The sequence below is a fragment of the Pseudomonas sp. P105 genome (genome assembly GCF_032614175.1).
Classification (GTDB): Bacteria; Pseudomonadota; Gammaproteobacteria; order Pseudomonadales; family Pseudomonadaceae; genus Aquipseudomonas; species Aquipseudomonas rhizophila.
In genome coordinates this window covers 286,397-309,227 of sequence record NZ_CP126693.1, presented here as the reverse complement: position 1 = coordinate 309,227, position 22,831 = coordinate 286,397, and the positions used below count along the sequence as shown (strand labels likewise).

General features: G+C 60.4%; 19 protein-coding genes. 9 read left to right on the top strand and 10 right to left on the bottom strand.

Annotated features, from left to right (window positions below; genetic code table 11):
• Nucleotides 1–242 precede the first annotated feature (242 nt).
• The gene (locus QOM08_RS01300; protein ID WP_047226852.1) at nucleotides 243–728 is read left to right on the top strand and encodes a glycine zipper domain-containing protein; all 486 of its coding nucleotides are present in this window, start codon (nucleotides 243–245) and stop codon (nucleotides 726–728) included.
• Between the two features lie 86 nt (nucleotides 729–814).
• Here the strand turns inward: QOM08_RS01300 and QOM08_RS01295 are convergent, their stop codons facing one another.
• The 3 genes from QOM08_RS01295 to QOM08_RS01285 form a co-directional block, all read right to left on the bottom strand.
• Nucleotides 815–1,234, bottom strand: coding sequence for a thioesterase family protein (locus QOM08_RS01295; RefSeq protein WP_316912456.1), 420 nt, complete (start codon nucleotides 1,232–1,234; stop codon nucleotides 815–817).
• Between the two features lie 39 nt (nucleotides 1,235–1,273).
• The gene (locus tag QOM08_RS01290) at nucleotides 1,274–2,515 is read right to left on the bottom strand and encodes a 3-hydroxyacyl-CoA dehydrogenase (protein ID WP_047226850.1); all 1,242 of its coding nucleotides are present in this window, start codon (nucleotides 2,513–2,515) and stop codon (nucleotides 1,274–1,276) included.
• A gap of 107 nt (nucleotides 2,516–2,622) precedes the next feature.
• Nucleotides 2,623–4,551: an ATP-dependent DNA helicase RecQ gene (locus tag QOM08_RS01285; RefSeq protein WP_139048812.1), complete on the bottom strand. Its 1,929-nt coding sequence runs from the start codon at nucleotides 4,549–4,551 to the stop codon at nucleotides 2,623–2,625.
• A 251-nt stretch (nucleotides 4,552–4,802) separates the two neighbouring features.
• Between QOM08_RS01285 and QOM08_RS01280 the strand changes: the two genes are divergently transcribed.
• Together QOM08_RS01280 and QOM08_RS01275 are read left to right on the top strand one after the other, a co-directional pair.
• Nucleotides 4,803–5,867: a S8 family peptidase gene (locus QOM08_RS01280; protein ID WP_316912455.1), complete on the top strand. Its 1,065-nt coding sequence runs from the start codon at nucleotides 4,803–4,805 to the stop codon at nucleotides 5,865–5,867.
• Between the two features lie 148 nt (nucleotides 5,868–6,015).
• Nucleotides 6,016–6,369, top strand: a complete 354-nt coding sequence (locus tag QOM08_RS01275; RefSeq protein ID WP_047226847.1) for a DUF1493 family protein — start codon at nucleotides 6,016–6,018, stop codon at nucleotides 6,367–6,369.
• A gap of 169 nt (nucleotides 6,370–6,538) precedes the next feature.
• On the opposite strand, the gene QOM08_RS01270 is transcribed toward QOM08_RS01275, so the two are convergent.
• The 3 genes from QOM08_RS01270 to QOM08_RS01260 form a co-directional block, all read right to left on the bottom strand.
• On the bottom strand, nucleotides 6,539–8,083 hold the full coding sequence (locus QOM08_RS01270; RefSeq protein ID WP_047226846.1) for a phosphoenolpyruvate carboxykinase: 1,545 nt from the start codon (nucleotides 8,081–8,083) through the stop codon (nucleotides 6,539–6,541).
• Nucleotides 8,084–8,261: 178 nt separating this feature from the next.
• Nucleotides 8,262–9,164, bottom strand: coding sequence for an Hsp33 family molecular chaperone HslO (gene hslO, locus QOM08_RS01265; RefSeq protein WP_316912454.1), 903 nt, complete (start codon nucleotides 9,162–9,164; stop codon nucleotides 8,262–8,264).
• 149 nt (nucleotides 9,165–9,313) lie between these two features.
• The gene (locus QOM08_RS01260; protein ID WP_139048810.1) at nucleotides 9,314–9,718 is read right to left on the bottom strand and encodes an RNA-binding S4 domain-containing protein; all 405 of its coding nucleotides are present in this window, start codon (nucleotides 9,716–9,718) and stop codon (nucleotides 9,314–9,316) included.
• Nucleotides 9,719–9,969: 251 nt separating this feature from the next.
• Between QOM08_RS01260 and QOM08_RS01255 the strand changes: the two genes are divergently transcribed.
• Both QOM08_RS01255 and rimK read left to right on the top strand, forming a co-directional pair.
• The gene (locus tag QOM08_RS01255; protein WP_171061301.1) at nucleotides 9,970–10,434 is read left to right on the top strand and encodes an ATP-dependent zinc protease; all 465 of its coding nucleotides are present in this window, start codon (nucleotides 9,970–9,972) and stop codon (nucleotides 10,432–10,434) included.
• Nucleotides 10,431–11,336, top strand: coding sequence for a 30S ribosomal protein S6--L-glutamate ligase (rimK, locus tag QOM08_RS01250; protein WP_047226843.1), 906 nt, complete (start codon nucleotides 10,431–10,433; stop codon nucleotides 11,334–11,336). The genes QOM08_RS01255 and rimK overlap by 4 nt, the downstream gene beginning before the upstream one ends.
• A gap of 122 nt (nucleotides 11,337–11,458) precedes the next feature.
• On the opposite strand, the gene QOM08_RS01245 is transcribed toward rimK, so the two are convergent.
• Both QOM08_RS01245 and ompR read right to left on the bottom strand, forming a co-directional pair.
• Nucleotides 11,459–12,772, bottom strand: coding sequence for an ATP-binding protein (locus QOM08_RS01245; protein WP_047226842.1), 1,314 nt, complete (start codon nucleotides 12,770–12,772; stop codon nucleotides 11,459–11,461).
• A 113-nt stretch (nucleotides 12,773–12,885) separates the two neighbouring features.
• The gene (ompR, locus tag QOM08_RS01240) at nucleotides 12,886–13,626 is read right to left on the bottom strand and encodes a two-component system response regulator OmpR (RefSeq protein ID WP_025211284.1); all 741 of its coding nucleotides are present in this window, start codon (nucleotides 13,624–13,626) and stop codon (nucleotides 12,886–12,888) included.
• Nucleotides 13,627–13,981: 355 nt separating this feature from the next.
• On the opposite strand from ompR, the gene QOM08_RS01235 reads away from it, so the two are divergent.
• From QOM08_RS01235 to gshA, 3 genes are all read left to right on the top strand, one after another.
• Nucleotides 13,982–16,306, top strand: a complete 2,325-nt coding sequence (locus QOM08_RS01235; protein ID WP_139048808.1) for a Tex family protein — start codon at nucleotides 13,982–13,984, stop codon at nucleotides 16,304–16,306.
• The gene (locus tag QOM08_RS01230) at nucleotides 16,306–16,689 is read left to right on the top strand and encodes a PaaI family thioesterase (RefSeq protein ID WP_047226840.1); all 384 of its coding nucleotides are present in this window, start codon (nucleotides 16,306–16,308) and stop codon (nucleotides 16,687–16,689) included. The genes QOM08_RS01235 and QOM08_RS01230 overlap by 1 nt, the downstream gene beginning before the upstream one ends.
• A 271-nt stretch (nucleotides 16,690–16,960) precedes the next feature.
• Complete coding sequence (gene gshA, locus QOM08_RS01225) at nucleotides 16,961–18,544, top strand: glutamate--cysteine ligase (protein ID WP_316912453.1); 1,584 nt, start codon at nucleotides 16,961–16,963, stop codon at nucleotides 18,542–18,544.
• 108 nt (nucleotides 18,545–18,652) lie between these two features.
• On the opposite strand, the gene mgrA is transcribed toward gshA, so the two are convergent.
• The gene (gene mgrA, locus QOM08_RS01220) at nucleotides 18,653–19,690 is read right to left on the bottom strand and encodes an L-glyceraldehyde 3-phosphate reductase (protein ID WP_047226838.1); all 1,038 of its coding nucleotides are present in this window, start codon (nucleotides 19,688–19,690) and stop codon (nucleotides 18,653–18,655) included.
• 272 nt (nucleotides 19,691–19,962) lie between these two features.
• Between mgrA and QOM08_RS01215 the strand changes: the two genes are divergently transcribed.
• Nucleotides 19,963–20,703, top strand: a complete 741-nt coding sequence (locus tag QOM08_RS01215) for an SDR family oxidoreductase (RefSeq protein WP_316912452.1) — start codon at nucleotides 19,963–19,965, stop codon at nucleotides 20,701–20,703.
• Between the two features lie 12 nt (nucleotides 20,704–20,715).
• Here QOM08_RS01215 and betT read toward each other — a convergent pair whose 3' ends face one another.
• Nucleotides 20,716–22,677: a choline transporter BetT gene (betT, locus tag QOM08_RS01210; protein ID WP_171061300.1), complete on the bottom strand. Its 1,962-nt coding sequence runs from the start codon at nucleotides 22,675–22,677 to the stop codon at nucleotides 20,716–20,718.
• Nucleotides 22,678–22,831: the final 154 nt, after the last annotated feature.

Genomic DNA, 22,831 nt, shown 5'->3' with positions numbered 1-22,831 from the left:
GGTTGTGTGGGAGCAAGGCTTGGCTCCCCACAATCCTGCTTTTCAATCGCCCACAAAAAAGGCCGTTTTCCATAGAAAACGGCCTGTCCGAAGTAGCTAAAGACCGGCGAAAATCTGTTAAGTTCCGCCCAAAAAACAATAACTTATCGAATTGTGCACAAGTCGTGTTACTCGTCGGATTTCGATTGTAACCAAGCGAAGCCAGCCTCAGGATCGCGCCGTCATCCCTTTGAGGCTCCTCTATGAAGTTCTCCTCGATTCTCTTGTTGTCCCTTGGCCTGATCAGTGGCGCAGCCTCTGCCGGTGGCACCACCGAAGCAGGCGTGGGCGGCGCATTGGGCGGGGTTCTGGGTTCTGTGGTCGGCCAGTCCTTGGGCGGCAACACCGGGTCCACCATCGGCGCAGCCTTGGGTGGCGCGGGTGGCAGTGCGGTCGGTGCGGACAAACGCAGCCGCGGCGAAGCAGCGATTGGCGGTGCGCTGGGCGCAGCCGGCGGTAACGTGGTCGGCCGTAGCGTAGGCGGCACCACCGGCAGCCTGATCGGTGCAGCAGCAGGCGGCGGCGCTGGCGGTGCACTGGGCAACTATATGGGCAAGGACGATGACGACGATCGTCGTTATGACGGTCGCCGTGGTGATCGCCGTTACTACCGTGACGGCCATCCAGGTCGTGGCCATGCCTATGGGCATCGCAAGCACAAGCACAAACATCGCTATCACGACGATTGATCACTGGCTCTAACCAGTAGTCGATAGAAAATCGCAGTCTTCGTCAGCGCTTCTCAAGCGCCTGACAGGAGACTGCGATTTTTCGTTTAAATCACCAGCCGTTCCAAAGCGGCGCGCAACCGATCCGGAATCGCCACTGGCCGATTCGAAGACCGCTCCACAAAAACATGCACAAAGCGCCCCGCCGCGCAGGCCTCCTCCTCCCCCGCCTTGAACACCGCCAGCTCATACTGCACTGAACTGCTGCCCAGCTTCCCCACCCGCAGACCGATTTCAATCCGGTCGGGAAAGGCGATCGAGACAAAGTAGTCGCAAGCCGAACTCACCACGAACCCCACCACCTCCCCATCGTGGATATCGAGGCCGCCGACCTCGATCAGATAAGTGTTCACCGCCGTGTCGAAAAAACTGTAATAAGTCACGTTGTTGACGTGACCGTACACGTCGTTGTCGTGCCAGCGTGTGGTGATCGGTTGCAGGTGCGGGTATTCGCTACGTTGGGGCATCAGGTGTCCTTTACGGTTGCTCAATGGTTCATGCGTTGTTCAGGATTTTGAGGCCTGGTGTTGTGCGAATCCCTTGCCCTGGGCCGCCAGCTCCCCGATCAGACGCGCGGGCTTCCAGTGGTCCCCCTGCTTCGTTTCGAGTTCCAGCAGCCGTGCATGGATGTCTTCAAGTCCCTGATGGTCGGCCCAGGCCATCGGGCCGCCCTTGTCCGCGGGGAAGCCGTAGCCGTTGAGATACACCAGGTCGATGTCATGAGCCGACTCGGCAATACCTTCCTGCAGGATTTTCGCGCCCTCATTGACCAGCGCCAGCAAGCAACGCTCGAGGACTTCCTCGGGGCCGATCTCGCGACGCTGAAAACCCAACGTTTCACTGACTCGCTGCACCAGCGCATCGACCTCTACATCATGCTCGGCCTGGCGACTGCCGGCTTCGTAGTGATAGTACCCGTTGCCGCTTTTCTGGCCGAACCGACCCAGTTCGCACAAACGGTTGTCCACTTGCACCTCGGGTGCATCCTGACCTTTGCCCGCCAGTTCCCGAGCGCGCCACTCCAGGTCGATGCCGACGACGTCGTACATGCGAAACGGCCCCATGGCGAAGCCGAAACCCTGCAATGCCGCGTCAACCTGATGGGGAAACGCCCCTTCCAGCAGCATCTTGCGCGCCTCCAGCACATAGGGGTGAAGCATCCGATTGCCGATGAACCCGTGGCAATTGCCCGACACCACGCTGACCTTGCCCATGCGCTTGCCCAATACCAGGGCTGCGTCCAGCACCGCTTTGGAGGTTTGCGCACCACGAACGATTTCCAGCAACTTCATGATGTGCGCCGGGCTGAAGAAGTGCAGACCCAACACCTGGGTGGGGCGGCGGGTGACGGCGGCAATCGCATCGATGTCCAGCGCCGAGGTGTTGCTCGCCAGAATGGCTTGCGGCTTGAGCAAGCCGTCCAGCTCGCGGAAGATCTTCTGCTTGAGCTCAAGGTTCTCGTAAACCGCCTCGATGACCAGATCCACATTGCGGATCGCCGCGTAGTCATCTGCCCGCGTCACCCTGGCGATTCGGGCATCGGCTTCACCCTGGTCGATACGGCCCTGGCGCACGTTGTGGGCATAAGTATCGGCCACGGCAGCTAACGCCTGTTCCAGCATCTGCGGGTTGTTGTCGACCCACTGCACCGTCACGCCGGCGTTGGCCAGGCACATCACGATGCCCCGCCCCATAGTGCCTGCACCGACTACGGCGGCGCGCTGAATATCGAAGGGTGTCTGGCTCATGTTTGCTCTCTTGTTGGCGATCCAAAGACAGCCCTCACCTTAGTCAGCCGCAGAATATTTTTGAAATTTATTCGTGTGATGGCGGGCATTCATCGGATGGATGCGGATTACAAAGCCGCTTGAACCCAGTGGCGAACTTCGGCGTACGGGTAATCCTCCAGCTGCGCATATCCTGGAATCGTCCGTGCCTTCAGCTTGGTGAACAACGGCACGCTGATGCCGCAGAGGAACCGGGTCACCCGCTCCGCAGAGGGGGCACTGCCGGTATGCTGCTCGTGCCTGTTGATAAAGTCGCCACACAGCGCGTTGAAGTCTCTGTCCACCAGTACTGGTAATGGTGGTGGCTCCGGCAGACGGGCAACGTGTCCATGGCACACCGAACAATGACCACAGCGCTGCGGTGCACTTTCATCGCCGAAATACTGGGCCAACCGATAACCGAGGCAATGATCGGTGGCGAACAGTTCGAGCATCGCGTGGATCCGCGCGATCTCCCCACGCTCGTGCCGGGTGAAATAGTCGTGCAACTCGGCGCTCAGCGCCTGAACGTCGAACCCTGCTTCAAGCACGTTATACACCTCGGTCATCTGTTTGCTTTCCAGCTCGACCCAGCCCTTTTCCTGAAAGTAATCCAGCGCCTTGACCACGCGGTTCCGCTCGGCGTGATACAGCTGGTACATCCCGTCGAAATCCACCGTGGCCCAGGTACGAGCACGGCTGGAGGTCTGGATGATGGCCGAGACGAACGCCTGACGCTCACCTTCGAAGTGCTCGAGCAATGCCTGCGGCTCGATCAGAAACTTGAAGCGATACTCCGCGAAATAGGCATAACGCGGCGCGATCAGCCGGCGCAGTTCCAATTGCACCAGCAGCGTCTTGAGCGGCAGTTGCCGGATGTTGCTCTTGTCCGCCAGCGGCCCCAGCAAAAACTCCCATTGCCCATCGGCCGCTGCGGCCTTCAACTCATCAAGCACGCACCGAATACCCATCAGCTCCGGCGTATCACCATAAACAAAGTTTTCCAGCACATTGAGGCTGTCACGGTTGGCCAGGACCAGACAATCGGACGGCAACCCGTCACGCCCCGCCCGGCCGATCTCCTGGCTGTAATTCTCGATGGATTTAGGCAGGTCGAAATGCGCCACGTTGCGGATATCACTCTTGTCGATACCCATGCCGAAGGCGATGGTCGCAACGATGCAATTGCACTGCCCGCCCATGAACCGTCGCTGAATGGCTTCGCGTTGTTCATGAGGTAAGCCGGCGTGATAAGCCTCGGCCCCAATTCCATGCTGGCTCAAGTGCTCGGCAATCTGCTCGGCGGTTCGCTGCAAGGTGACATAGACGATGCTCGGCTGCCCGGCTCGCTCGCCCAGCCATTGCACCAGTCGCCGCCGTTTATCCGCGCCGCGCACCGGTTCCACCAGCAGGTTGAGGTTAGGTCGATAGAAGCCGGTGGTGACCACATCGTCGGGGGCGATGGCGAACTTCGCCTGCATGTCCGCGATGACTTTGGGCGTTGCGGTGGCCGTCAACAGCAACACCTGGGGAATGTCGAACTGACGCTGGTAGTCGGGGAGCTTGAGGTAGTCGGGACGAAAGTTATGCCCCCATTCGGAGATGCAGTGGGCCTCATCTACCACCAGCAACGAGATCGGTACCTGCTGCAGGAAATTGCGAAAGCGCTCGTTCTTCAGCCGCTCCACCGAAATCATCAGAATCTTCAACTCGCCCGAACGGGCCCGTGCCATGACCTCGCTGGCTTCGTCACGACGCTGGACTGAATCGATACTCGCCGCCGCAATGCCATGGCGATGCAGGAACGCCAGTTGGTCCTGCATCAGTGCCAGCAGCGGCGAGACCACCAGGGTCAGATGCGGTAATAGCAGGGCCGGCAATTGATAGCACAGGGACTTGCCCGAGCCGGTAGGAAAAATGGCCGCTGCCGACCGACCGGCAAGTACTGCGCTGACGGCAGCTTCCTGACCGGGGCGAAACTGCGGATAACCGAAAACCTGTTCCAGGGTGCTGTGCATAGGCGGTCACTCCTTGACTGCTGCGATGCCAAAAGCCTAGCCGGACGGCGCAGGGAGTCGAGAAAAGGTTTGGGGGGAAAACGATACCGGATGATACAGCCTCAGCGCCTTTGTGCTTTGCCATGAGGCGATACAAATCCAGGCACTTTGATGCCTCGTTCCCGTTTCGCTTGCAAGGTAAGGTGCGCCATCCACTCATGCGTTACAGGCCTGGAAGCCTGGCGCTCAAGACTCCGCTCAAGGACTGAACCATGTCACATCCATTTTCCGCGCTACGCACCCTGGCGCTAACGTCGGCCTCACTGCTGGCCGGTTGCTTGACCATTCCAGCACAACCCGACATGCGAACCACCGTGTTCGAAACACCGGAATACCGCGCCCAGCAAGGTCTGGCCATCGTCAAAGCCTCAGCTCTGTATGCCCGGGGTGGCATCGGCCGGAACGTGACCGTGGCGCTGATTGACTCTGGACTGAACAGCAGGCTGACGGAGTTCGAGGGCAGGCTGGGTGACCCCGGATTCGACCATGTCGAAAACCGTCCCGGTACCCTTGACCGGGTCGGTCACGGCACGCAAATGGCCGGCATCCTCGCCGCCAACAAGGACGACCAGGGCATGCATGGCATCGCGTTTGAGGCCAGGTTGATCCCCTTCCGTTTCGGCGACGACAACGAACCGTTTTTTTTCGACAGCGAAATCGCACAGTCCTGGCAAAGCGGTTTCGACAAGGGCGCGCGCCTGTTCAATAACTCGTGGGCCAACGCCATCCCCGCCACCGAAATCACTGAAGCACGTTACAACCAGGTGATGCCCGACTCCCTGGCCGCTGCCCGAAAACTGGTGGAAGACGGCGCCGTATTTGTCTTCCCGACCGGCAATGAGCTCAAGCGCGAGCCCTTGGCCGAACCTGGGTTACCGGCAGCGTTGCCGGAACTGGAGAAAGGCTGGATCGCGGTCGTGGCGTTGAAAAACGATGGCAGCACCATCAATGGAAAATCCAACTATTGCGGCGTCGCAGCCGCCTGGTGCATCGCCGTACCCGGCGGCGACGCAGGTCCACAGGCAGGCCTGCTTACCGTGGGCAAGGATGGCCGTTACGTGCAAACCGCCGGCACATCCCCGGCCGCCGCGTTGGTCAGTGGCGCACTGGCCGCGCTGCAAAGCCTCTACCCGCAGCTCAACGCCCAGCAAGTGCGCGAACATCTGCTGGCGACAGCCAACCGCACTGGCATCTACGCCAACAGCGAAGCCTACGGCAGAGGGTTGATGGACCTTGAGGCGGCCTCACGACGCGCCCCAGGACCGCTGGCTGACTGAACCAGGAGCCGCTACCGCTCGCGGCTGTCGAAGCCTCCCGGACAGTTCCTAGACGGTCGTGGGATATTTCTTCTTTTTCCAACGGGCAAAGATTTCGCCCTAAACTTTCCACCTATACAGACGCCACCCTCAGCCCGGACATTTTTTCATGTACCTCGCCCCAGATTTTCCTGACGACCACGCCATGCGCCAGCTCATGGAACTGCTCCATGAAGAAATCGGCCTGCCGGAGCGCAAGACAATCCGTCTGGACACCGCCATCAATCTCGACTTGGGCTGTGACGGCGCGGACGCCCGGCATCTGATGGAAGCATTGGAGGAGCGGTTCGCCCTCGACCTCATTGACTACGACGCGTACCGCTACTTTCAGCCGGAAGGATTTGATGTGTTTCAAAAGCGCAGGGCCAAGGGCCGTGGCAGCAAGGTGCCACTGACCATTGGGATGCTCTACAAGGCAATCAAGGCTCAGCGCTGGGAGACGCAGGAAGTGGAAGGGGTGTAGCCGAACGGCACGCATTAAGTGGCATTATTCTGGCTGTTTACCGTGATTCCAGGTGGAATAATGGCTGCTTTCGAGCCGGGAGCAGCACAGCATTGCATCCGCCCCCTCAAAAACCGTCCATAAAAAAACCGCCCTGAAAAGGGCGGTTTTTTCATTCGCTCACCAAGCCTTACAACTGCGGTCCAGCCGCCTTGATCGCGTCGCTCACTTCAAACTTCTTGAAGTTCTCGATGAACAAGCCAGCCAATGCTTTGGCGGCTTCGTCGTAGGCAGCCTTGTCGGTCCAGGTGTTGCGTGGGTTCAACAGGCCAGTCTCAACGCCCGGAACAGCCAACGGCACGTCCAGGTTGATGATGTCCAGGTGCTCGGTTTCAGCACCGATCAGCGCGCCGCTCTGAATTGCCGCGATCACCGCACGGGTGGTCGGGATGTTGAAGCGCTTGCCGACGCCGTAGCCACCGCCGGTCCAGCCGGTGTTGACCAGGTAGACCTTGGAGCCGAAGCCGCGGATACGCTTGATCAGCAGCTCAGCGTATTCACCAGCAGGACGTGGGAAGAATGGAGCGCCGAAGCAGGTGGAGAACGTCGACTTGATGCCGCTGCCCGAACCCATTTCAGTCGAGCCCACCAGTGCGGTGTAACCGGACAGGAAGTGGTAGGCCGCTTGTTCTTCACTGAGGATCGACACCGGCGGCAGTACGCCGGTCAGGTCGCAAGTCAGGAAGATCACTGCGTTTGGCTCGCCACCGAGGTTTTTCGGTGCGCGTTTTTCGATCAGTTCACGCGGGTAGGCGGCGCGGCTGTTCTGGGTCAGGCTGTCGTCGGCGTAATCGGCTTTCTTGGTGACCGGGTCCAGGACAACGTTTTCCAGTACGGCGCCGTGCTGGATGGCTTTCCAGATAACCGGCTCGTTCTTCTCGGACAGGTCGATGCACTTGGCATAGCAACCGCCTTCAATGTTGAAGACCACGCCAACACCCCAGCCGTGCTCGTCATCACCGATCAGGTAACGGCTTTCATCGGCGGACAGCGTGGTTTTGCCCGTGCCCGACAGGCCGAAGAACAGGGTTACATCGCCCTCTTCGCCCATGTTGGCGGCGCAGTGCATAGGCAGTACGTCAACCGCTGGCAGCAGGAAGTTCTGGACGGAGAACAGCGCTTTCTTCATTTCACCGGCGTAACGCATGCCGGCGATCAGTACTTTCCTGGCCGCGAAGTTGATGATCACGGTGCCGTCGGAATTGGTGCCGTCGCGCTCAGGCTCGCAGACGAAGTTCGGCGCGTTGAGGATCTGCCATTCATCCTTGCCACCGGCGTTGTACTGCTCGGGGTTGATGAACAGGCAGCGGCCGAACAGGTTGTGCCAGGCAGTCTCGGTGGTCATCTTGACCGGCAGGTAGTGCGCAGGGTCGGAACCTACATGAACATGGGAGACAAAACGCTCACGCTCGCCCAGATAGGCTGCTACGCGGTCCCACAGGGCGTCGAACTTGTCGGCCGGGAACTTGCGGTTGATCGGGCCCCAGGCAATGGCGTCCTGGGTGGTCGGCTCTTCAACGATGAAACGGTCAACCGGTGAACGACCGGTACGATGACCGGTGCGAACAACCAGCGCGCCAGTATCGGCAAGCTCGCCTTCACCGCGACTGAGGGCTTCTTTGACCAGATCATCGACACTCAGATCGGTGTACACGGCGTTATTGGCTTGCGTCATGAGATTCCCCGTCGGCCTGTGGCCGAGTGCTCCAAACGTTTTGTAGTAGGAAGTCGCGCACTACTACCCGAAAAAAGTGGGCCGGATTATGCCAGAAAAGCCCAAAAAAAGTAGGGCCCTCCCGTCAGTACGGCGTAAATCCGGCGTTTGCCAGGAGATTTACCTGCGCTGAACCGTTTTAGTGACGAGTATCTGACGGTGTGTCAACACCCGCACCGGCGAACAATTGGGCGATGTCCGCAGCGTCGTACAGGTAGCGCTCGTTGCAAAACTGGCAATCGATCTCGATGGCGCCACCATGCTCGATCACCAATTGCTGCGCATCTTCCAGACCCAGACTGACCAGCGCATTGCCGGAACGTTCACGAGAGCAGCTGCATTGGAAGCGCAACGGCTGAACGTCGAACAGGCGGACCTGCTCTTGATGGTAGAGACGATGCAACACGGTTTCGTTGTCCAGGCTCAGTAGCTCATCGGCGCTCAGGGTGCTGGCCAGAGCGGTGATGTGCTGCCAGCTGGCGTCACGTTCTTGCGGGTCGCGAAGGCGATCGGCGGGCAACTGCTGCAGCAGCAAACCACGGGCACGCCGCCCGTCGGCATAGAGCCAGAAGCGAGTGTTGGTCTGTTGCGACATGACGAAGTAGTTGGTGAAGCATTCAGCCAGAGACGTGCCATCGAGATCGACAATACCCTGGTAGCGCTTGCCGTGGGTTGGATCGACCGTCAGCGCCAGCACGCCATCGGGCATCATGTCGGCCAGGGTCGCGTCGGGGGCGATCTGCTCGGCGTGATAACGGGCCAGGCCACGGATCTCGCGTTCGCTGGAGCATTCGATCATCAACAACGGCACCGGGCCTTCGGAACGGGCCTGGAGAATCAGCAAGCCATCGAATTTCAAGGTGCCGACCAGCAGCGCCGCAGCCGCCATCAGTTCACCGAGCAGTTGGGCGACCGGTTCCGGATAGGGATGCTTGGCAAGAACTTCGGCGTAGCTACGCTCCAACGCCACCAGTTCGCCACGAGTGTCGCTGTCATCGAAGATGAAGCGTTGGGTGTAGTCGGTATCCGGCAAATCAGTCATAGGGTCTGGTATCTGAGGTGATGACAAAGGATGACGGGCATTTTATGGACATTCCGGGTGGGTTCCAAGCAAGGCCAGGGTTCGTCGGACGGGATGGGGCTGACTGTGCATCCGAGTCACAGGCACTGCGACCTCAAATTGCCGATCTTTTATTCGCTATTGCTGCCATGAAACTTGAACAGGTCCCGTCGCTGCTTCTTGCTGGGCTTGCCATCGGTGCTGACCCCCAAGGCGCCGGCCTTGCGCTGGGCGGCTGCGGTTTCGCGCCTGGCGATACTGGCTTCGGTTTCGCGATACAGCGCCTGCGCTTCAGGCGCGCCGCGGCGCACGATCGACAGGGCTTGGACAACCACGGTTTTTTCGTCGAACCCGGCGCGAATGACATATTCGTCGCCGATGCGAGGCTCCTTGCCCGGCTTGCAACGTTCGCCCCGGTGATGGACCTTGCCGCTTTCGATGGCGGTCTTGGCCAGGGCGCGGGTTTTATAGAATCGCGCTGCCCACAACCATTTATCGAGACGGACCTTGTCGTCTTCTTCCTTTTTTTGTGCCACTGCAATTCCTCTTTCAGCCAATAGTCAGAACTGTACTACCGTTTTTGTCGAGCGCACGAATTCGGTCCGACAGATAGAATGTCGGCCGAACTGACTTGCGGCACGATGCGGGCCGGTATCGGTTACGAGCGGAAACAGGTGTGTAGATAACTGTCGCCATTTTGTGATTATTCTGCGTGAATACCGCGATTCGCGGGCTCCACGATCCGATGTACTGATCGCAGGTTTTTTTATTGAAGACTTTTGACCATCTGACCGTTGTCGGTCTACGCGAGTGGGTGGCGCTCCCGGATCTGGGTGTCGCGGGCCTGCGGGCAAAAATCGACACCGGCGCCAGCACCTCCAGCCTGCACGCCACCGACATCGAGCCGTTCGAGCGCGACGGTGAAAAATGGGTGCGCTTCACCGCGCACCTGGGAACGGTGGTGCAGTTGCGCCATCGTCGCTGCGAAGCCCCATTGGTGGCGCGCAAAACGATAAAAAGCTCCAACGGCCACGCTCAGGTTCGCTACGTGATCAGCACGACGCTGGCACTGGGGGATCGGATCTGGCGAGTCGAGTTCACGCTTGCCTGCCGCAAGTCCATGCGATATCGCCTGTTATTGGGTTCCAAAGCCTTGATCGACGGCCAGTTGGTGGTCAATCCGGGCATCAAATACGTTCAAGACAAGCCGGTGTTCCCGGTGTCCACTACCTCTGCCACAGGTGTTGCATGAAGATCGCTGTGCTGTCGCGTAATCCGCGTCTGTATTCCACTCGTCGCCTGGTTGAAGCCGGGACCGAACGTGGCCATGAAATGGTGGTGATCGATACCCTGCGCGCCTACATGAACATTGCCAGCCACAAGCCGCAGATCCACTACCGTGGCAAGCCGCTGGAAGGATTCGATGCGGTGATCCCGCGCATCGGTGCGTCGGTAACGTTCTATGGTTGCGCCGTGTTGCGCCAGTTCGAAATGATGGGGGTCTTTCCCCTCAACGAGTCCGTGGCCATCGCCCGCTCCCGGGACAAGTTGCGCTCGCTGCAATTGTTGTCGCGCCGTGGGATCGGCTTGCCGGTGACCGGTTTTGCCCACTCTCCCGACGACATTCCCGACCTGATTGCCATGGTCAACGGCGCGCCACTGGTCATCAAGGTGCTGGAAGGCACCCAGGGTATCGGCGTAGTGCTGTGTGAAACCGCGACGGCCGCCGAGTCGGTGATCGAAGCGTTCATGGGCCTGAAGCAGAACATCATGGTCCAGGAATACATCAAGGAAGCCGGCGGCGCGGACATTCGCTGCTTCGTGGTCGGCGACAAGGTGATCGCTTCGATGAAGCGCCAGGCCAAACCCGGGGAATTTCGCTCCAACCTGCATCGCGGCGGTAGCGCGAGCCTGATCAAGATCACGCCGCAAGAGCGCATGACTGCCCTGCGCGCAGCTAAAGTCATGGGCCTGGCCGTGGCGGGTGTAGACATCCTGCGTTCCAATCACGGGCCGCTGGTGATGGAGGTCAACTCCTCGCCGGGCCTGGAAGGGATCGAAACCACCACGAGCAAGAACGTGGCGGGAATCATCATCGAGCATCTGGAAAAGAATGGCGGGCCGAACATGACCCGGACCAAGGGTAAGGGTTAACTCATAGGTGGGAGCGAGCCTGCTCGCGATGGCGGCGTGTCAGTCAACATCAATGCTGCTGATCCACTGCTATCGCGAGCAGGCTCGCTCCCACATCAGTTCTTGAGCAAACGGGTGTATCCCTATACCGCATCCCTAGGCAACAACAGCCCCAACGGCAACCTCACCCGCGCTTCCAGACCACCACCGGCGCGGTTGCGCAATTCGACATTGCCGCCGTGCATCGAAGCGATGCGCTTGACAATGGCCAGGCCCAATCCCGTGCCTTTTCCGCCCCGGGCACGGTCGCCCCGGGTGAAGGGGTTGAAAATGGCTTCCAGTTCCGACGGATCAATCCCGGCACCACGGTCCATGACGCTGAGCACCACATAAGGTGCGCTGGTATCACCGGAAACATAAGCCGCCACTTCGACGCCCGTGCCGGCGTGATTCAAGGCATTGCCAATCAGGTTATTCAGCAATCGCTTCATCGACACCCGGCGCAGCGGGAACGGCTGGATCGGCTCCAGGCGCAGGTGCACTTTTTCGCAGTTCTGGTTATAGGGCGCGGCCACTTCCCGTACCAGCTCGCTGAGATCGACTTCTTCCACGGACTCGTCCCGACCGTCGCGAATGAACGCCAGGAACTGATCGAGAATCGCGTCCATGTCTTCGATATCGCGGACCATTTCATCGGTCAGGTCGGTGTGCTCGCCCATCAACTCCAGCGACAGCCGTAAACGGGTCAACGGTGTGCGCAGGTCGTGGGAGACGCCCGCAAGCATCAGTTCACGCTCGCGTCCGGCCTGCTCGACGTCCTCGGCCATCTGGTTGAAAGCGCGGTACACCTCGGTCATTTCACTGGGAGTGTCGCTGATGGGCAATCGTACGCTACGGCCCTGGCCCAATTGTCGGGCCGCGTAGACCAGACGCTTGAGCGGCTGATTGAGCTGGCTGACGAAGATCCACGCCGAAGCGGTCGACAACAGGCCGATGGCCAGGAACCAGCCAAGCACGTTCCAGATTTTCTGGCCGCGCAACGGGTGGGGGTACAACGGTACCTTCAACCAGCCATCCCCCAGGCTCGGCGCACGGACCCACAGCGCCGGAGGCGAGTGCATACGCAAGCGCACTTCGGTATCGGCGCCGAGTTCGTCCTGCATCTGCCGTTGATAGATCTCGCTGTAAGGCCAGTGCTGTTCGCCTTCCGGCACGCCGGCGCCAACCACCCGGATCAGGGTCGCCGCTTCGGCGATCTTCTCCCGGTTGGCTTCGTCGGCGGCCCAATAGGCTCGAAGGGTCAAGGCAACGCCATGGCTGTACTGCCGGTCCACCAGCACATCTTCGTTCATCAGCAAGTAGACGAGCGTCAGTGCCTTGGAAAAGAGCACGACAATCAGCACCAGCCAGAGGGTGCGGGAGAAGAAGCTCTGGGGGAACCAAACGGGGGTTTTCATGAATAGCCGCTACACACTTGCAGGAGCGAGCGATGCTCGCACAATAACGGACCGCGAGTCGCCTGCAGGAAGAAATTCAACCCGCCAGGCCACCCGCTCCTACAAATCACCGATCACTTGCTGGCGGCGCCATCCGGCACGAATACATAACCCACGCCCCAGACAGTCTGGATATATCGCGGCTTGGAAGGATCAGGCTCGATCATCCGGCGCAGACGGGAAATCTGCACGTCGATGGATCGCTCCAGCGCATCCCATTCACGGCCACGGGCCAGGTTCATCAGCTTGTCGCGGGTCAGCGGCTGACGGGCGTTCATCACCAGGGCCTTGAGCACGGCGAACTCACCGGTGGTGAGCATGTGTATTTCATCGCCGCGCTTGAGCTCGCGAGTGGCCAGGGACAGTTCATAGTCGCCGAAGGTCACGCTTTCATCTTCGCTGCCCGGGGCGCCAGGCACCGGGGCCGACTGACGACGCAACACCGCCTTGACCCGGGCCATCAGCTCGTCCGGGTTGAACGGCTTGGCCAGGTAATCGTCAGCGCCCAGTTCCAGACCCTTGATACGGCTCAGCTCATCGCCCTTGGCCGTGAGCATGATGATCGGGATCTGGTTGTTGGCGCCACGCAGGCGACGGCAGGCTGTCAAACCGTCTTCACCTGGCAGCATCAGGTCGAGGACCACCAGGTTGAAGACCTCACGGGCCAGCAGCCGATCCATTTGCTCGGTGTTCGGTACGGTGCGGGCACGGTAGCCCTTGCTGACGAAAAAGCGCTCCAGCAGGCTGCTCAGCCCCGGATCGTCGTCAACAATAAGAATTTTTTCGCCTTCAGCAGTTTGTGCAGTGCTGCTCATAGGAAGCTCCTTTGATCTCGGCGCGCATTATGGCCTAGCTGCCGTTATACGCACCGTGTGCATTGTTAGCAGATTTTTCCTCTATCTCCAGTCATCCGGGTATCGAGCCTACAGACCACGACGCCCCCTAAGAACGCAACGCTGGTTATAATGCGCGGCCTTTTGTGCCAGGGAATGTCGGATCGTGATCCCGACCCATCGTTTTTTCCCTTGCCAGGCAGCACTTTCTGAATTTCGCGGGTCAACAGGCAGCCTCTTGACCCAGGCAGCGGCGCACGCCAGGCCGCTCAACCAGTCTCGCCGAGCCCGGTTTCTGCGGTGACGAGTCTGATTTCACAATTTTTCAGGTGGTTTTATGGACAGCATCAACAGCCGCATCGCCGAGGAACTCGGCGTACGCCCACAACAGGTCGAAGCGGCCGTCGCGCTACTGGATGAGGGCTCCACGGTGCCCTTTATCGCCCGTTACCGCAAAGAAGTGACCGGCAGCCTCGATGACACTCAATTGCGTCATCTGGAAGAGCGCCTGCGCTACTTGCGAGAACTCGACGAGCGGCGCGTCAGCATCCTGGCCAGCATTCAGGAACAGGGCAAGCTGACCCCGCAACTTGAGCGTGACATCAAGCTGGCCGATACCAAGACCCGTCTCGAAGACCTGTACCTGCCCTATAAGCAAAAACGCCGCACCAAGGGCCAGATCGCCCTGGAGGCCGGCCTCGGCGAGCTGGCCGACGGCCTGTTCAACGACCCGACCCTGTCCCCGGAAACCGAAGCCGCGCGTTTCGTCGATGCCGAAAAAGGTGTGGCGGACGTGAAAGCCGCGCTGGAAGGCGCCAAGTACATCCTTATGGAACGCTTCGCCGAAGACGCCAACCTGCTGGAAAAACTGCGCAATTACCTCAAGCAGGAGGCTACCCTCAGCGCCCGCGTGATCGCCGGCAAGGAAGAGGAAGGCGCCAAGTTCCGCGACTACTTCGAACACGACGAACCGCTCAAGAGCATGCCGTCCCACCGCGCCCTGGCAATTTTCCGCGGCCGCAACGAAGGCATTCTCAGCTCCGCGCTGAAGGTGGGCGATGAGTTGCCCGGCACCATGCACCCGTGCGAAGGCATGATCGGCCAGCAGTTCGGCATCCAGAACCAGAACCGCGCCGCCGACAAATGGCTGGCCGAAGTGGTGCGCTGGACCTGGAAGGTCAAGCTCTACACCCACCTGGAAACCGATCTGCTGGGCGAGCTGCGCGACAACGCTGAGACAGAAGCGATCAACGTCTTCGCTCACAACCTGCACGACCTGCTGCTGGCCGCACCGGCCGGGCCGCGCGCCACCCTGGGCCTGGACCCGGGCCTGCGTACCGGTTGCAAAGTGGCCGTGGTGGACTCCACCGGCAAGCTGCTGGACCATGCCACCGTCTACCCCCATGTGCCGCATAACAAGTGGGACCAGACCCTCGCCGTGCTCGCCGCGCTATGCGCCAAGCATTCGGTGGACCTGATCGCCATCGGCAACGGCACCGCCAGCCGGGAGACCGACAAACTGGCCGCCGAACTGATCAAGAAATACCCGGCCATGAAGATGACCAAGGTCATGGTTTCCGAGGCCGGCGCTTCGGTTTATTCGGCGTCGGAACTGGCCTCCAAGGAGTTCCCGGACCTGGACGTGTCGATTCGCGGGGCGGTGTCCATCGCCCGTCGCCTGCAGGACCCGCTGGCGGAACTGGTGAAGATCGATCCGAAATCCATCGGTGTCGGCCAGTACCAGCACGACGTTTCCCAGTTGAAACTGGCCCGGGGCCTGGACGCCGTCGTGGAGGATTGCGTAAACGCCGTGGGCGTGGACGTGAACACCGCTTCGGTAGCGCTGCTGGCGCGCATCTCGGGCCTCAACGCCACGCTGGCGCAGAACATCGTCACCCACCGCGACGAACATGGTGCGTTCAAGACCCGCGCCGCATTGAAGAAAGTCCCGCGCCTGGGTGAAAAAACCTTCGAACAGGCCGCCGGTTTCCTGCGGGTCATGAACGGCGACAACCCGCTGGATTCGTCGGCTGTCCACCCTGAGGCCTATCCACTGGTGCAACGCATCGCCGCCCAGACCGACCGCGACATCCGTTCGCTGATCGGTGACGCCGCGTTTCTCAAGCGCCTGGACCCGAAAAAATTCACCGACGAAACCTTCGGCCTGCCCACCGTGACCGACATTCTTCAGGAACTGGAGAAACCCGGCCGCGACCCACGCCCCGAGTTCAAGACCGCCGAGTTCCAGGAAGGCGTCGAAGACCTCAAGGACCTGCAGCCGGGCATGATCCTCGAAGGCGTGGTGACCAACGTCACCAACTTCGGGGCCTTCGTCGACATCGGCGTGCACCAGGATGGCCTGGTGCACATCTCCGCCTTGTCGGAGAAGTTCATCAAGGACCCGCGCGAAGCGGTGAAGGCCGGTGATGTGGTGAAAGTGAAGGTCATGGAAGTCGACATCCCGCGCAAACGCGTCGGTCTGTCGATGCGCATGAGCGACACACCGGGCGAGAAGGTCGACGGTGCCCGCGGCGCTCGTCCGGGCTCGACACCGCGCCAGTCGCAGAACACCGCGCCGCGCAAGGAAACCACCACTGCGGCCCCGGCGAACAACGCCATGGCCTCGCTGTTCGCCAACGCCAAGCAGTTGAAGAAACGCTGATGGACGCGCCAGCCGGGTTGGTGGAAAGCGCGTTTTTCAAGCTGCTCGGCTGCCGTCTGCACAGCCTGGGGGACGGGGTGGCGCAAGTCGCCCTGAGCCTTGAGCCACCGCTGCGCAATCGTGGCGGCAAGCTGCACGGCGGCGCGCTGTTCAGCCTGGTGGACATCGCCATGGGCCTGGCTTGTTCCAGTGTCCACGGCTTTGACCAGCAGAGCGCGACCATCGAATGCAAGATCAACTACATTCGCGCCGTTTCCGACGGTGAGGTGCTCTGCACGGCCCGGGTCATCCACCCGGGTAGGCGCACGCTGGTGGTTGAGGCCGAGGTGATGCAAGGCGACAAACTGGTCGCAAAAGCACAAGGCACGTTCGCAGTCCTATAGCTCCCTGTCATCGATTTGGGTTAATTTCGGCGCTGCGAATGCGGTGTCGATATCCCCTGTGGGAGCGAGCCTGCTCGCGATAGCGGTGGACCAGTCAATGTAAAGTTGACCGACATACCGCTATCGCGAGCAGGCTCGCTCCCACAGAGGGCCGCGACGAATTGTCTTTGGCCACACAAAAACCAGGCGAAAACGCCAGTTTTAACTTCACCCTTGTAGACCGTCGTGACCACCCCCATATTGGGGCGACTGACGCGTGAAGGAATTCAACTTGAGCGACCTTTTAAACCGCCGCCTGGCTCTGCTCGGCGAGCGCGCCAACCTCTCCCAGCTCGAGCAGTGCCTGCACGGCATCGAACGTGAATGCCTGCGCGTCACGGACACAGGGCATCTGGCGCAGACCCCGCACCCCGAGGCCCTGGGCTCGGCGCTGACCAACGAGCAGATCACCACCGACTATTCCGAGTCGCTGCTGGAGTTCATCACCCCGGCCCAGGCTGACGTGGCCGATACCTTGCACAGCCTCGACAAGATCCACCGGTTTGCCTACAGCAAGCTCGGCAACGAGTACCTGTGGAGCCCTTCGATGCCGTGCCCGCTGCCGGCGGAGGAAGACATCCCGATCGCGTATTACGGCACCTCGAACATCGGTCGGCTCAAGTATGTCTACCGCCAGGGTCTGGCCCTGCGCTATGGCAAGACCATGCAATGCATCGCCGGGATCCACTACAACTTTTCCCTGCCGGAAAAACTCTGGCCGCTGCTGCGTCAGGCCGAAGCCGTTGAAGCGAGCGATCGTGATTTCCAGTCATCGGCCTACATCGCGCTGATCCGTAATTTCCGTCGCTACAGCTGGTTGCTGATGTACCTGTTCGGTGCCTCTCCGGCTCTGGATGCCGGCTTTCTGCGCGGCCGTGCGCACCAGTTGGAACAATTGGATCCGGACACCTTGTACCTGCCGTACGCCACCAGCCTGCGCATGAGCGACCTGGGTTACCAAAGCAACGCCCAGGCCGGCCTGACCCCCTGCTACAACGACCTGGCAAGCTATACCGACAGCCTGCGCAAGGCGGTGGCGACACCGTACGCGCCCTACGTCGAAGTCGGCACGCATAAGAATGGTGAGTGGGTGCAGCTCAACACCAATATTTTGCAGATCGAAAACGAGTACTACTCCAACATCCGCCCAAAACGCGTGACCTATACCGGCGAGCGCCCGATCCAGGCGTTGATGGCTCGAGGCATCCAGTACGTCGAAGTCCGTTGCCTGGACATCAACCCCTTCCTGCCGATGGGCATCGACCTCACCGAATCGCGCTTCCTCGATGCGTTCCTGCTGTATTGCGGTCTGAACGACAGTCCGCTCCTGGAAAACAACGAATGCAGCAATGCGACGAACAACTTCCTGACCGTGGTCAAGGAAGGCCGTCGGCCAGGTTTGCAATTGCAACGCCAAGGGCAATCGGTGGACATGCAAGCCTGGGCTATCGAGCTTCTGGAGAAGATCGCGCCATTGGCCTCGCTGCTCGACGAGAGCCAGGGGGGCGACGCCCACCGCCAGGCACTGGACGCGCAATTGGCGAAGGTGCGGGACCCGTCACTGACCCCCTCCGCCCAAGTGCTGGCGGCCATGGCAGAACACCAGGAAAGTTTCGCCCAGTTCTCCCTGCGCCAGAGCAAGGCCCACGCCGAATTCTTCCGCGCCGAGCCGTTGCCTGCCCAGGAACAGAGCGCATTCGAAGAAAACGCTCGTCAATCCCTGGCTCAGCAAGCCGAGCTTGAGCAGAACGAAGTGGGGGATTTCGATGTGTTTGTCGGGGCGTACCAAGCGAGCATCCTGGCGATCAGTAACTAGGCACACCTCGCCGACGAGCGAACACCTGTGGGAGGGAGCAATCTCCCTCCCACAGGGTTTTGTGTACAGCCGGCCATTTCTGGCGAATCGGCTGATTGGCTAAAGTAACTACTCCGCCGACGAAGGCTTCTCCCACAGATTGATCCCGCCCTCCTGGGCAAACCGGTCGATCTGCGCCAGTTCTTCAGCGCTAAAACTCAGGTTCTTCAACGCCCCGACGTTCTCGATAATCTGCTCCGGCCGACTGGCGCCGATCAGCGCAGAGGTTACCCGTGCGTCGCGCAGGGTCCAGGCCAGGGCCATTTGCGCCAGGCTTTGCCCGCGACGCTGGGCAATTTCATTGAGGGCGCGCACATGGGCGATGTTCTCCTGCGACAGGTGCGAAGCCTGCAACGAACCACCACCCGGGCGATTGACCCGCGCATCGGCCGGAATGCCTTTGAGGTACTTGTCGGTCAGCAGGCCCTGGGCCAACGGCGTAAAGGCAATCACACCCGTGCCCAGTTCATCGGTGGCGTCCAACAGATCCTTTTCCACCCAGCGATTGAGCAGGTTGTAGGCCGGTTGATGGATCAGCAGTGGGACCTTCCACTCTTTGAGTAGCGCAGCCATTTCCCGGGTCTTCACCCCGGAATACGAAGAGATGCCAATGTACAACGCCTTGCCCTGCTGCACGGCCGTGGCCAGCGCGCTGGCGGTTTCTTCCAGCGGGGTGTCGGGGTCGAAGCGGTGGGAATAGAAGATATCCACATAGTCCAGGCCCAGGCGTTGCAGGCTCTGGTCCAGGCTGGCCAACACGTACTTGCGCGAACCGCCACCCTGGCCGTACGGACCCGGCCACATGTCCCAACCGGCCTTGCTGGAGATGATCAACTCATCGCGGTACTGCTTGAAGTCTTCGCGCAGCAAGCGGCCAAAATTGATCTCGGCGCTGCCGTAGGGCGGGCCGTAGTTGTTGGCCAGGTCGAAGTGATTGATCCCCAGGTCAAACGCCGTACGCAGCAGGGAACGCTGCGTGTCGATCGGCGTGCTGTCGCCGAAGTTGTGCCACAACCCCAGCGACAGCGCCGGCAGCACCAGCCCGCTGCGACCGACACGGCGGTAAGGAATGGACTCGTAGCGGTTTTCGGCAGCGGTGTAGGTCATCGAAAGGCTCTCTGTTCGGGTGGCTGGTACAAGGGGCACGCTAACACCTCACAGACGCATCCGTCAGGCCGAAAGTTCGCATATCAGGTGTGGGGGCTGGCTGCCGGCGCAGGTGATCTGCCGCAGATTGGCCACGCATCGGCCAATCAACGAGGCGTCATGCAGCGCGCGTATTGTTTGTAATTACTGAACAGTCAAGGCAGCCGTCGGGCATTTATCGCTGAGGGTAAACATGTGAATCTGGCGTCATCCACTTCAAAAGGAGCCCCCTTATGCCCTCTCCAACCGCCAAAGTCGCCATCGTAACCGGCGCTTCCCGCGGCATCGGTGCCGAAATCGCCAAGCAATTGGCCCTCGATGGCTATGCCGTCGCCATTAACTACGCCAACAGCGCCGCCGAAGCCTCGAAGCTGGTGGTGCAATTGCGCCAGGCCGGTCACCAAGCCATAGCGATCAAGGCAGATGTGTCCTCTGCCGTCGACGTCCGCCGGATGTTCGATGAAACCGAAGCGCAACTGGGCAAGGTGGATGTGCTGATCAATAACGCGGGTACCCTGCAAGTGATGCCCTTGGCCCAGCACAGTGACGAGTTGTTCGACCAGACGTTCGGCATCAACACCCGCGGCACCTTCAACACCCTGCGCGAAGCCGCAACCCGTTTGAACGACGGTGGCCGGATCGTGAATTTTTCCAGCAGCACCGTTGGCCTGAACCTGCCCGGTTATTCGGTGTACATCGCCAGCAAGGCCGCCGTCGAGTCACTGACACAGGTGTTTGCCAAGGAACTGCGCGGCCGCCAGATCACGGTCAACGCCGTGGCGCCCGGCCCGGTTGCTACCGAACTGTTCCTGCATGGCAAGAGCGAAGAACAGATCCAGAACTTCGCCAAAATGCCGCCCCTGGAACGCCTCGGCCAGCCGGAGGACATCGCCAGCATCATATCCTTCCTGGTCAGCCCGGCCGCCGGCTGGGTGAACGGGCAAATCCTGCGAGCCAACGGCGGCCTGGTCTGAGGTTTCGCCTGATCAGCGCACCAGGTGCAGGAACTGCATGTGCCGCTCGTATTGGTCGAGGATGTCGTTGATGACCTGCTCCTTGGTATAACCCACCAGATCGTAGTCCTGGCTGCCTTCGCTCAGGTGCACTTCGGCGCGGTAGTAACGGCGGTTGTTGAGTTCCTTGGAGCCCATGCCGCCGCGGGCGAAGGACGGCGTGAAGTAGCCGCGCATCTGCACCTGGTAGATGAACGGATGCTGCTCGCCGTGGCCGATCTCCAGGCTGACGCTGTCGTTGGCCGGGTCTGGCTGGGTCACCACTGTCAGACCTTTCTCGGCGAACACCGCCTTCACCTCTTCGATGGCCGGGCGCACCGTGGTGTCGAGAAAACGGTACACCTCATCGCGGGACGGGAAATGCACCGCCTGACTCAAGCGCTGTCGCCAGCCGCCCGTACCCCGTCGAGAAGCCGACACCGGCGCCAGCGAATGCAACTGCGCAATCTGCTTCTGGGACTCGAGGTAAAACGCCTTGTGCAGGCCCCACATCATCAGTAGCAGAATCAGCGAGAACGGCAAGGACGTCAGCACCACTGCCGACTTCAAGGCATCGATACTGCCGGAGAACAGCAATGCGCTGGTCACCAGGGCAGTCATCGCCCCCCAGAACACCCGCAGCCATTTGGGCCCGTCTTCATCGGGGTTGCCGCCCTTGGCCGACAACGTGGAAAGCACCACGGTGCCGGAGTCGGCTGACGTGACGAAGAACACAAAACTGATAAACACGGTGACCGCGATGACGGTCTTGCTCCATGGATAGGTTTCCAGCAGCAAATAAAGGCTCATCGACGGGTTTTCCAGGGCGGACATACCCAGGGCACTCATGCCGTGGTTCAGCACTTGGTCAATGGCGCTGTTACCGAAGATCGACATCCACGCCAGGGTGAAGCCAAGGGGAATCAGCAGCACGCCAAACACGAACTCACGGATAGTGCGCCCACGGGAAATGCGCGCAATGAACAACCCCACGAACGGCGACCACGCAATCCACCAGGCCCAGTAGAACACCGTCCAGCCGCCCAGCCAGTCGCTGGGCTCGTCGTAGGCATACACGTCAAAACTCTTCATCGGCAGGGCGCCGAGATAATCGCCGATGTTCTGGATCAACGTATTGAGCAAATGCTGGGTAGGTCCGGCAAACAGCACGAACAGCAGTAATGCGCAGGCCAGCAGCATGTTGATGTCGGACATGACCCGCACGCCTTTATCGACACCGGCCACCGCCACAATGATTGCCGCGCCCATCATCAGCACGATCAGGCCGACCTGAATCCACTGGGTATGGGCGATGCCGAACAGGTAATCGAGCCCGGAATTGAGATGCAGCACCCCAAACCCCATGTCCGCGCCGAGGCCGAACACGGTCGCGATGATGCCGAAGCCGTCCACCGCGTAGCCGATGGGACCGTTAATACGTTTACCGATCAGCGGGTACAGCGCTGAACGCAGGGCCAGCGGCAAATTGTGCCGGTAGGCAAAGTACGCCAGGGCCATGCCGACGAAAGCAAACACGCCCCAGCCGTGCAGACCCCAGTGCAGAAACAGGATCTGCATGGCCTGGCGCGCGGCATCTGCGGTACCGGCCTCGCCTTGCGGTGGCTGAACCAGATGGGTCAGCGGTTCGGAGACACAGAAAAAAAACAGCGTGATACTGATACCGGCAGCGAACAGCATGCCAGCCCAGGACAGGTAACTGAATTCGGGCTCGTCGTGGTCGGCACCGAGCTTGATCTTGCCGTAGCCGGACAAGGCGGTGACCACCACGAAGACCAGATACAGGGTCATCGCCAACATGTAATACCAGCCGACCGTATTGGCCGCCCAGTTCTGCGCCGCCAGCAGCCAGGCACCCGCCTGCTCCGGCACGGCGATGACCACCAGGCCGAACAGCAGAATGAAGGTCGCGGCAAAGTAAAAAACCGGCGGATTCATGCGGACCAGGCCGCTGGGTGGAAGGGACGAGGCACTCATGAGCGATGTACCCCGGAAAGCGGAATCGTGAAAATCGAAAACGGACTCGGCAAAGGCAAGCCTCCTGTTGTGAGCGGGCAGCAAACCGACGGTTTAACTTGAATGAACGTTCAAG

Coding starts and splice junctions, on each gene's coding strand:
- QOM08_RS01230 (WP_047226840.1), top strand. CDS start 16,306: ATGGACGCGCCAGCCGGGTTGGTGGAAAGCGCGTTTTTCAAGCTGCTC.
- QOM08_RS01275 (WP_047226847.1), top strand. CDS start 6,016: ATGTACCTCGCCCCAGATTTTCCTGACGACCACGCCATGCGCCAGCTC.
- ompR (WP_025211284.1), bottom strand. CDS start 13,626: ATGAGCAGCACTGCACAAACTGCTGAAGGCGAAAAAATTCTTATTGTT.
- betT (WP_171061300.1), bottom strand. CDS start 22,677: ATGAATCCGCCGGTTTTTTACTTTGCCGCGACCTTCATTCTGCTGTTC.
- QOM08_RS01300 (WP_047226852.1), top strand. CDS start 243: ATGAAGTTCTCCTCGATTCTCTTGTTGTCCCTTGGCCTGATCAGTGGC.
- mgrA (WP_047226838.1), bottom strand. CDS start 19,690: ATGACCTACACCGCTGCCGAAAACCGCTACGAGTCCATTCCTTACCGC.
- QOM08_RS01215 (WP_316912452.1), top strand. CDS start 19,963: ATGCCCTCTCCAACCGCCAAAGTCGCCATCGTAACCGGCGCTTCCCGC.
- hslO (WP_316912454.1), bottom strand. CDS start 9,164: ATGACTGATTTGCCGGATACCGACTACACCCAACGCTTCATCTTCGAT.
- rimK (WP_047226843.1), top strand. CDS start 10,431: ATGAAGATCGCTGTGCTGTCGCGTAATCCGCGTCTGTATTCCACTCGT.
- QOM08_RS01245 (WP_047226842.1), bottom strand. CDS start 12,772: ATGAAAACCCCCGTTTGGTTCCCCCAGAGCTTCTTCTCCCGCACCCTC.
- QOM08_RS01285 (WP_139048812.1), bottom strand. CDS start 4,551: ATGCACAGCACCCTGGAACAGGTTTTCGGTTATCCGCAGTTTCGCCCC.
- QOM08_RS01290 (WP_047226850.1), bottom strand. CDS start 2,515: ATGAGCCAGACACCCTTCGATATTCAGCGCGCCGCCGTAGTCGGTGCA.
- QOM08_RS01235 (WP_139048808.1), top strand. CDS start 13,982: ATGGACAGCATCAACAGCCGCATCGCCGAGGAACTCGGCGTACGCCCA.
- QOM08_RS01295 (WP_316912456.1), bottom strand. CDS start 1,234: ATGCCCCAACGTAGCGAATACCCGCACCTGCAACCGATCACCACACGC.
- QOM08_RS01280 (WP_316912455.1), top strand. CDS start 4,803: ATGTCACATCCATTTTCCGCGCTACGCACCCTGGCGCTAACGTCGGCC.
- QOM08_RS01270 (WP_047226846.1), bottom strand. CDS start 8,083: ATGACGCAAGCCAATAACGCCGTGTACACCGATCTGAGTGTCGATGAT.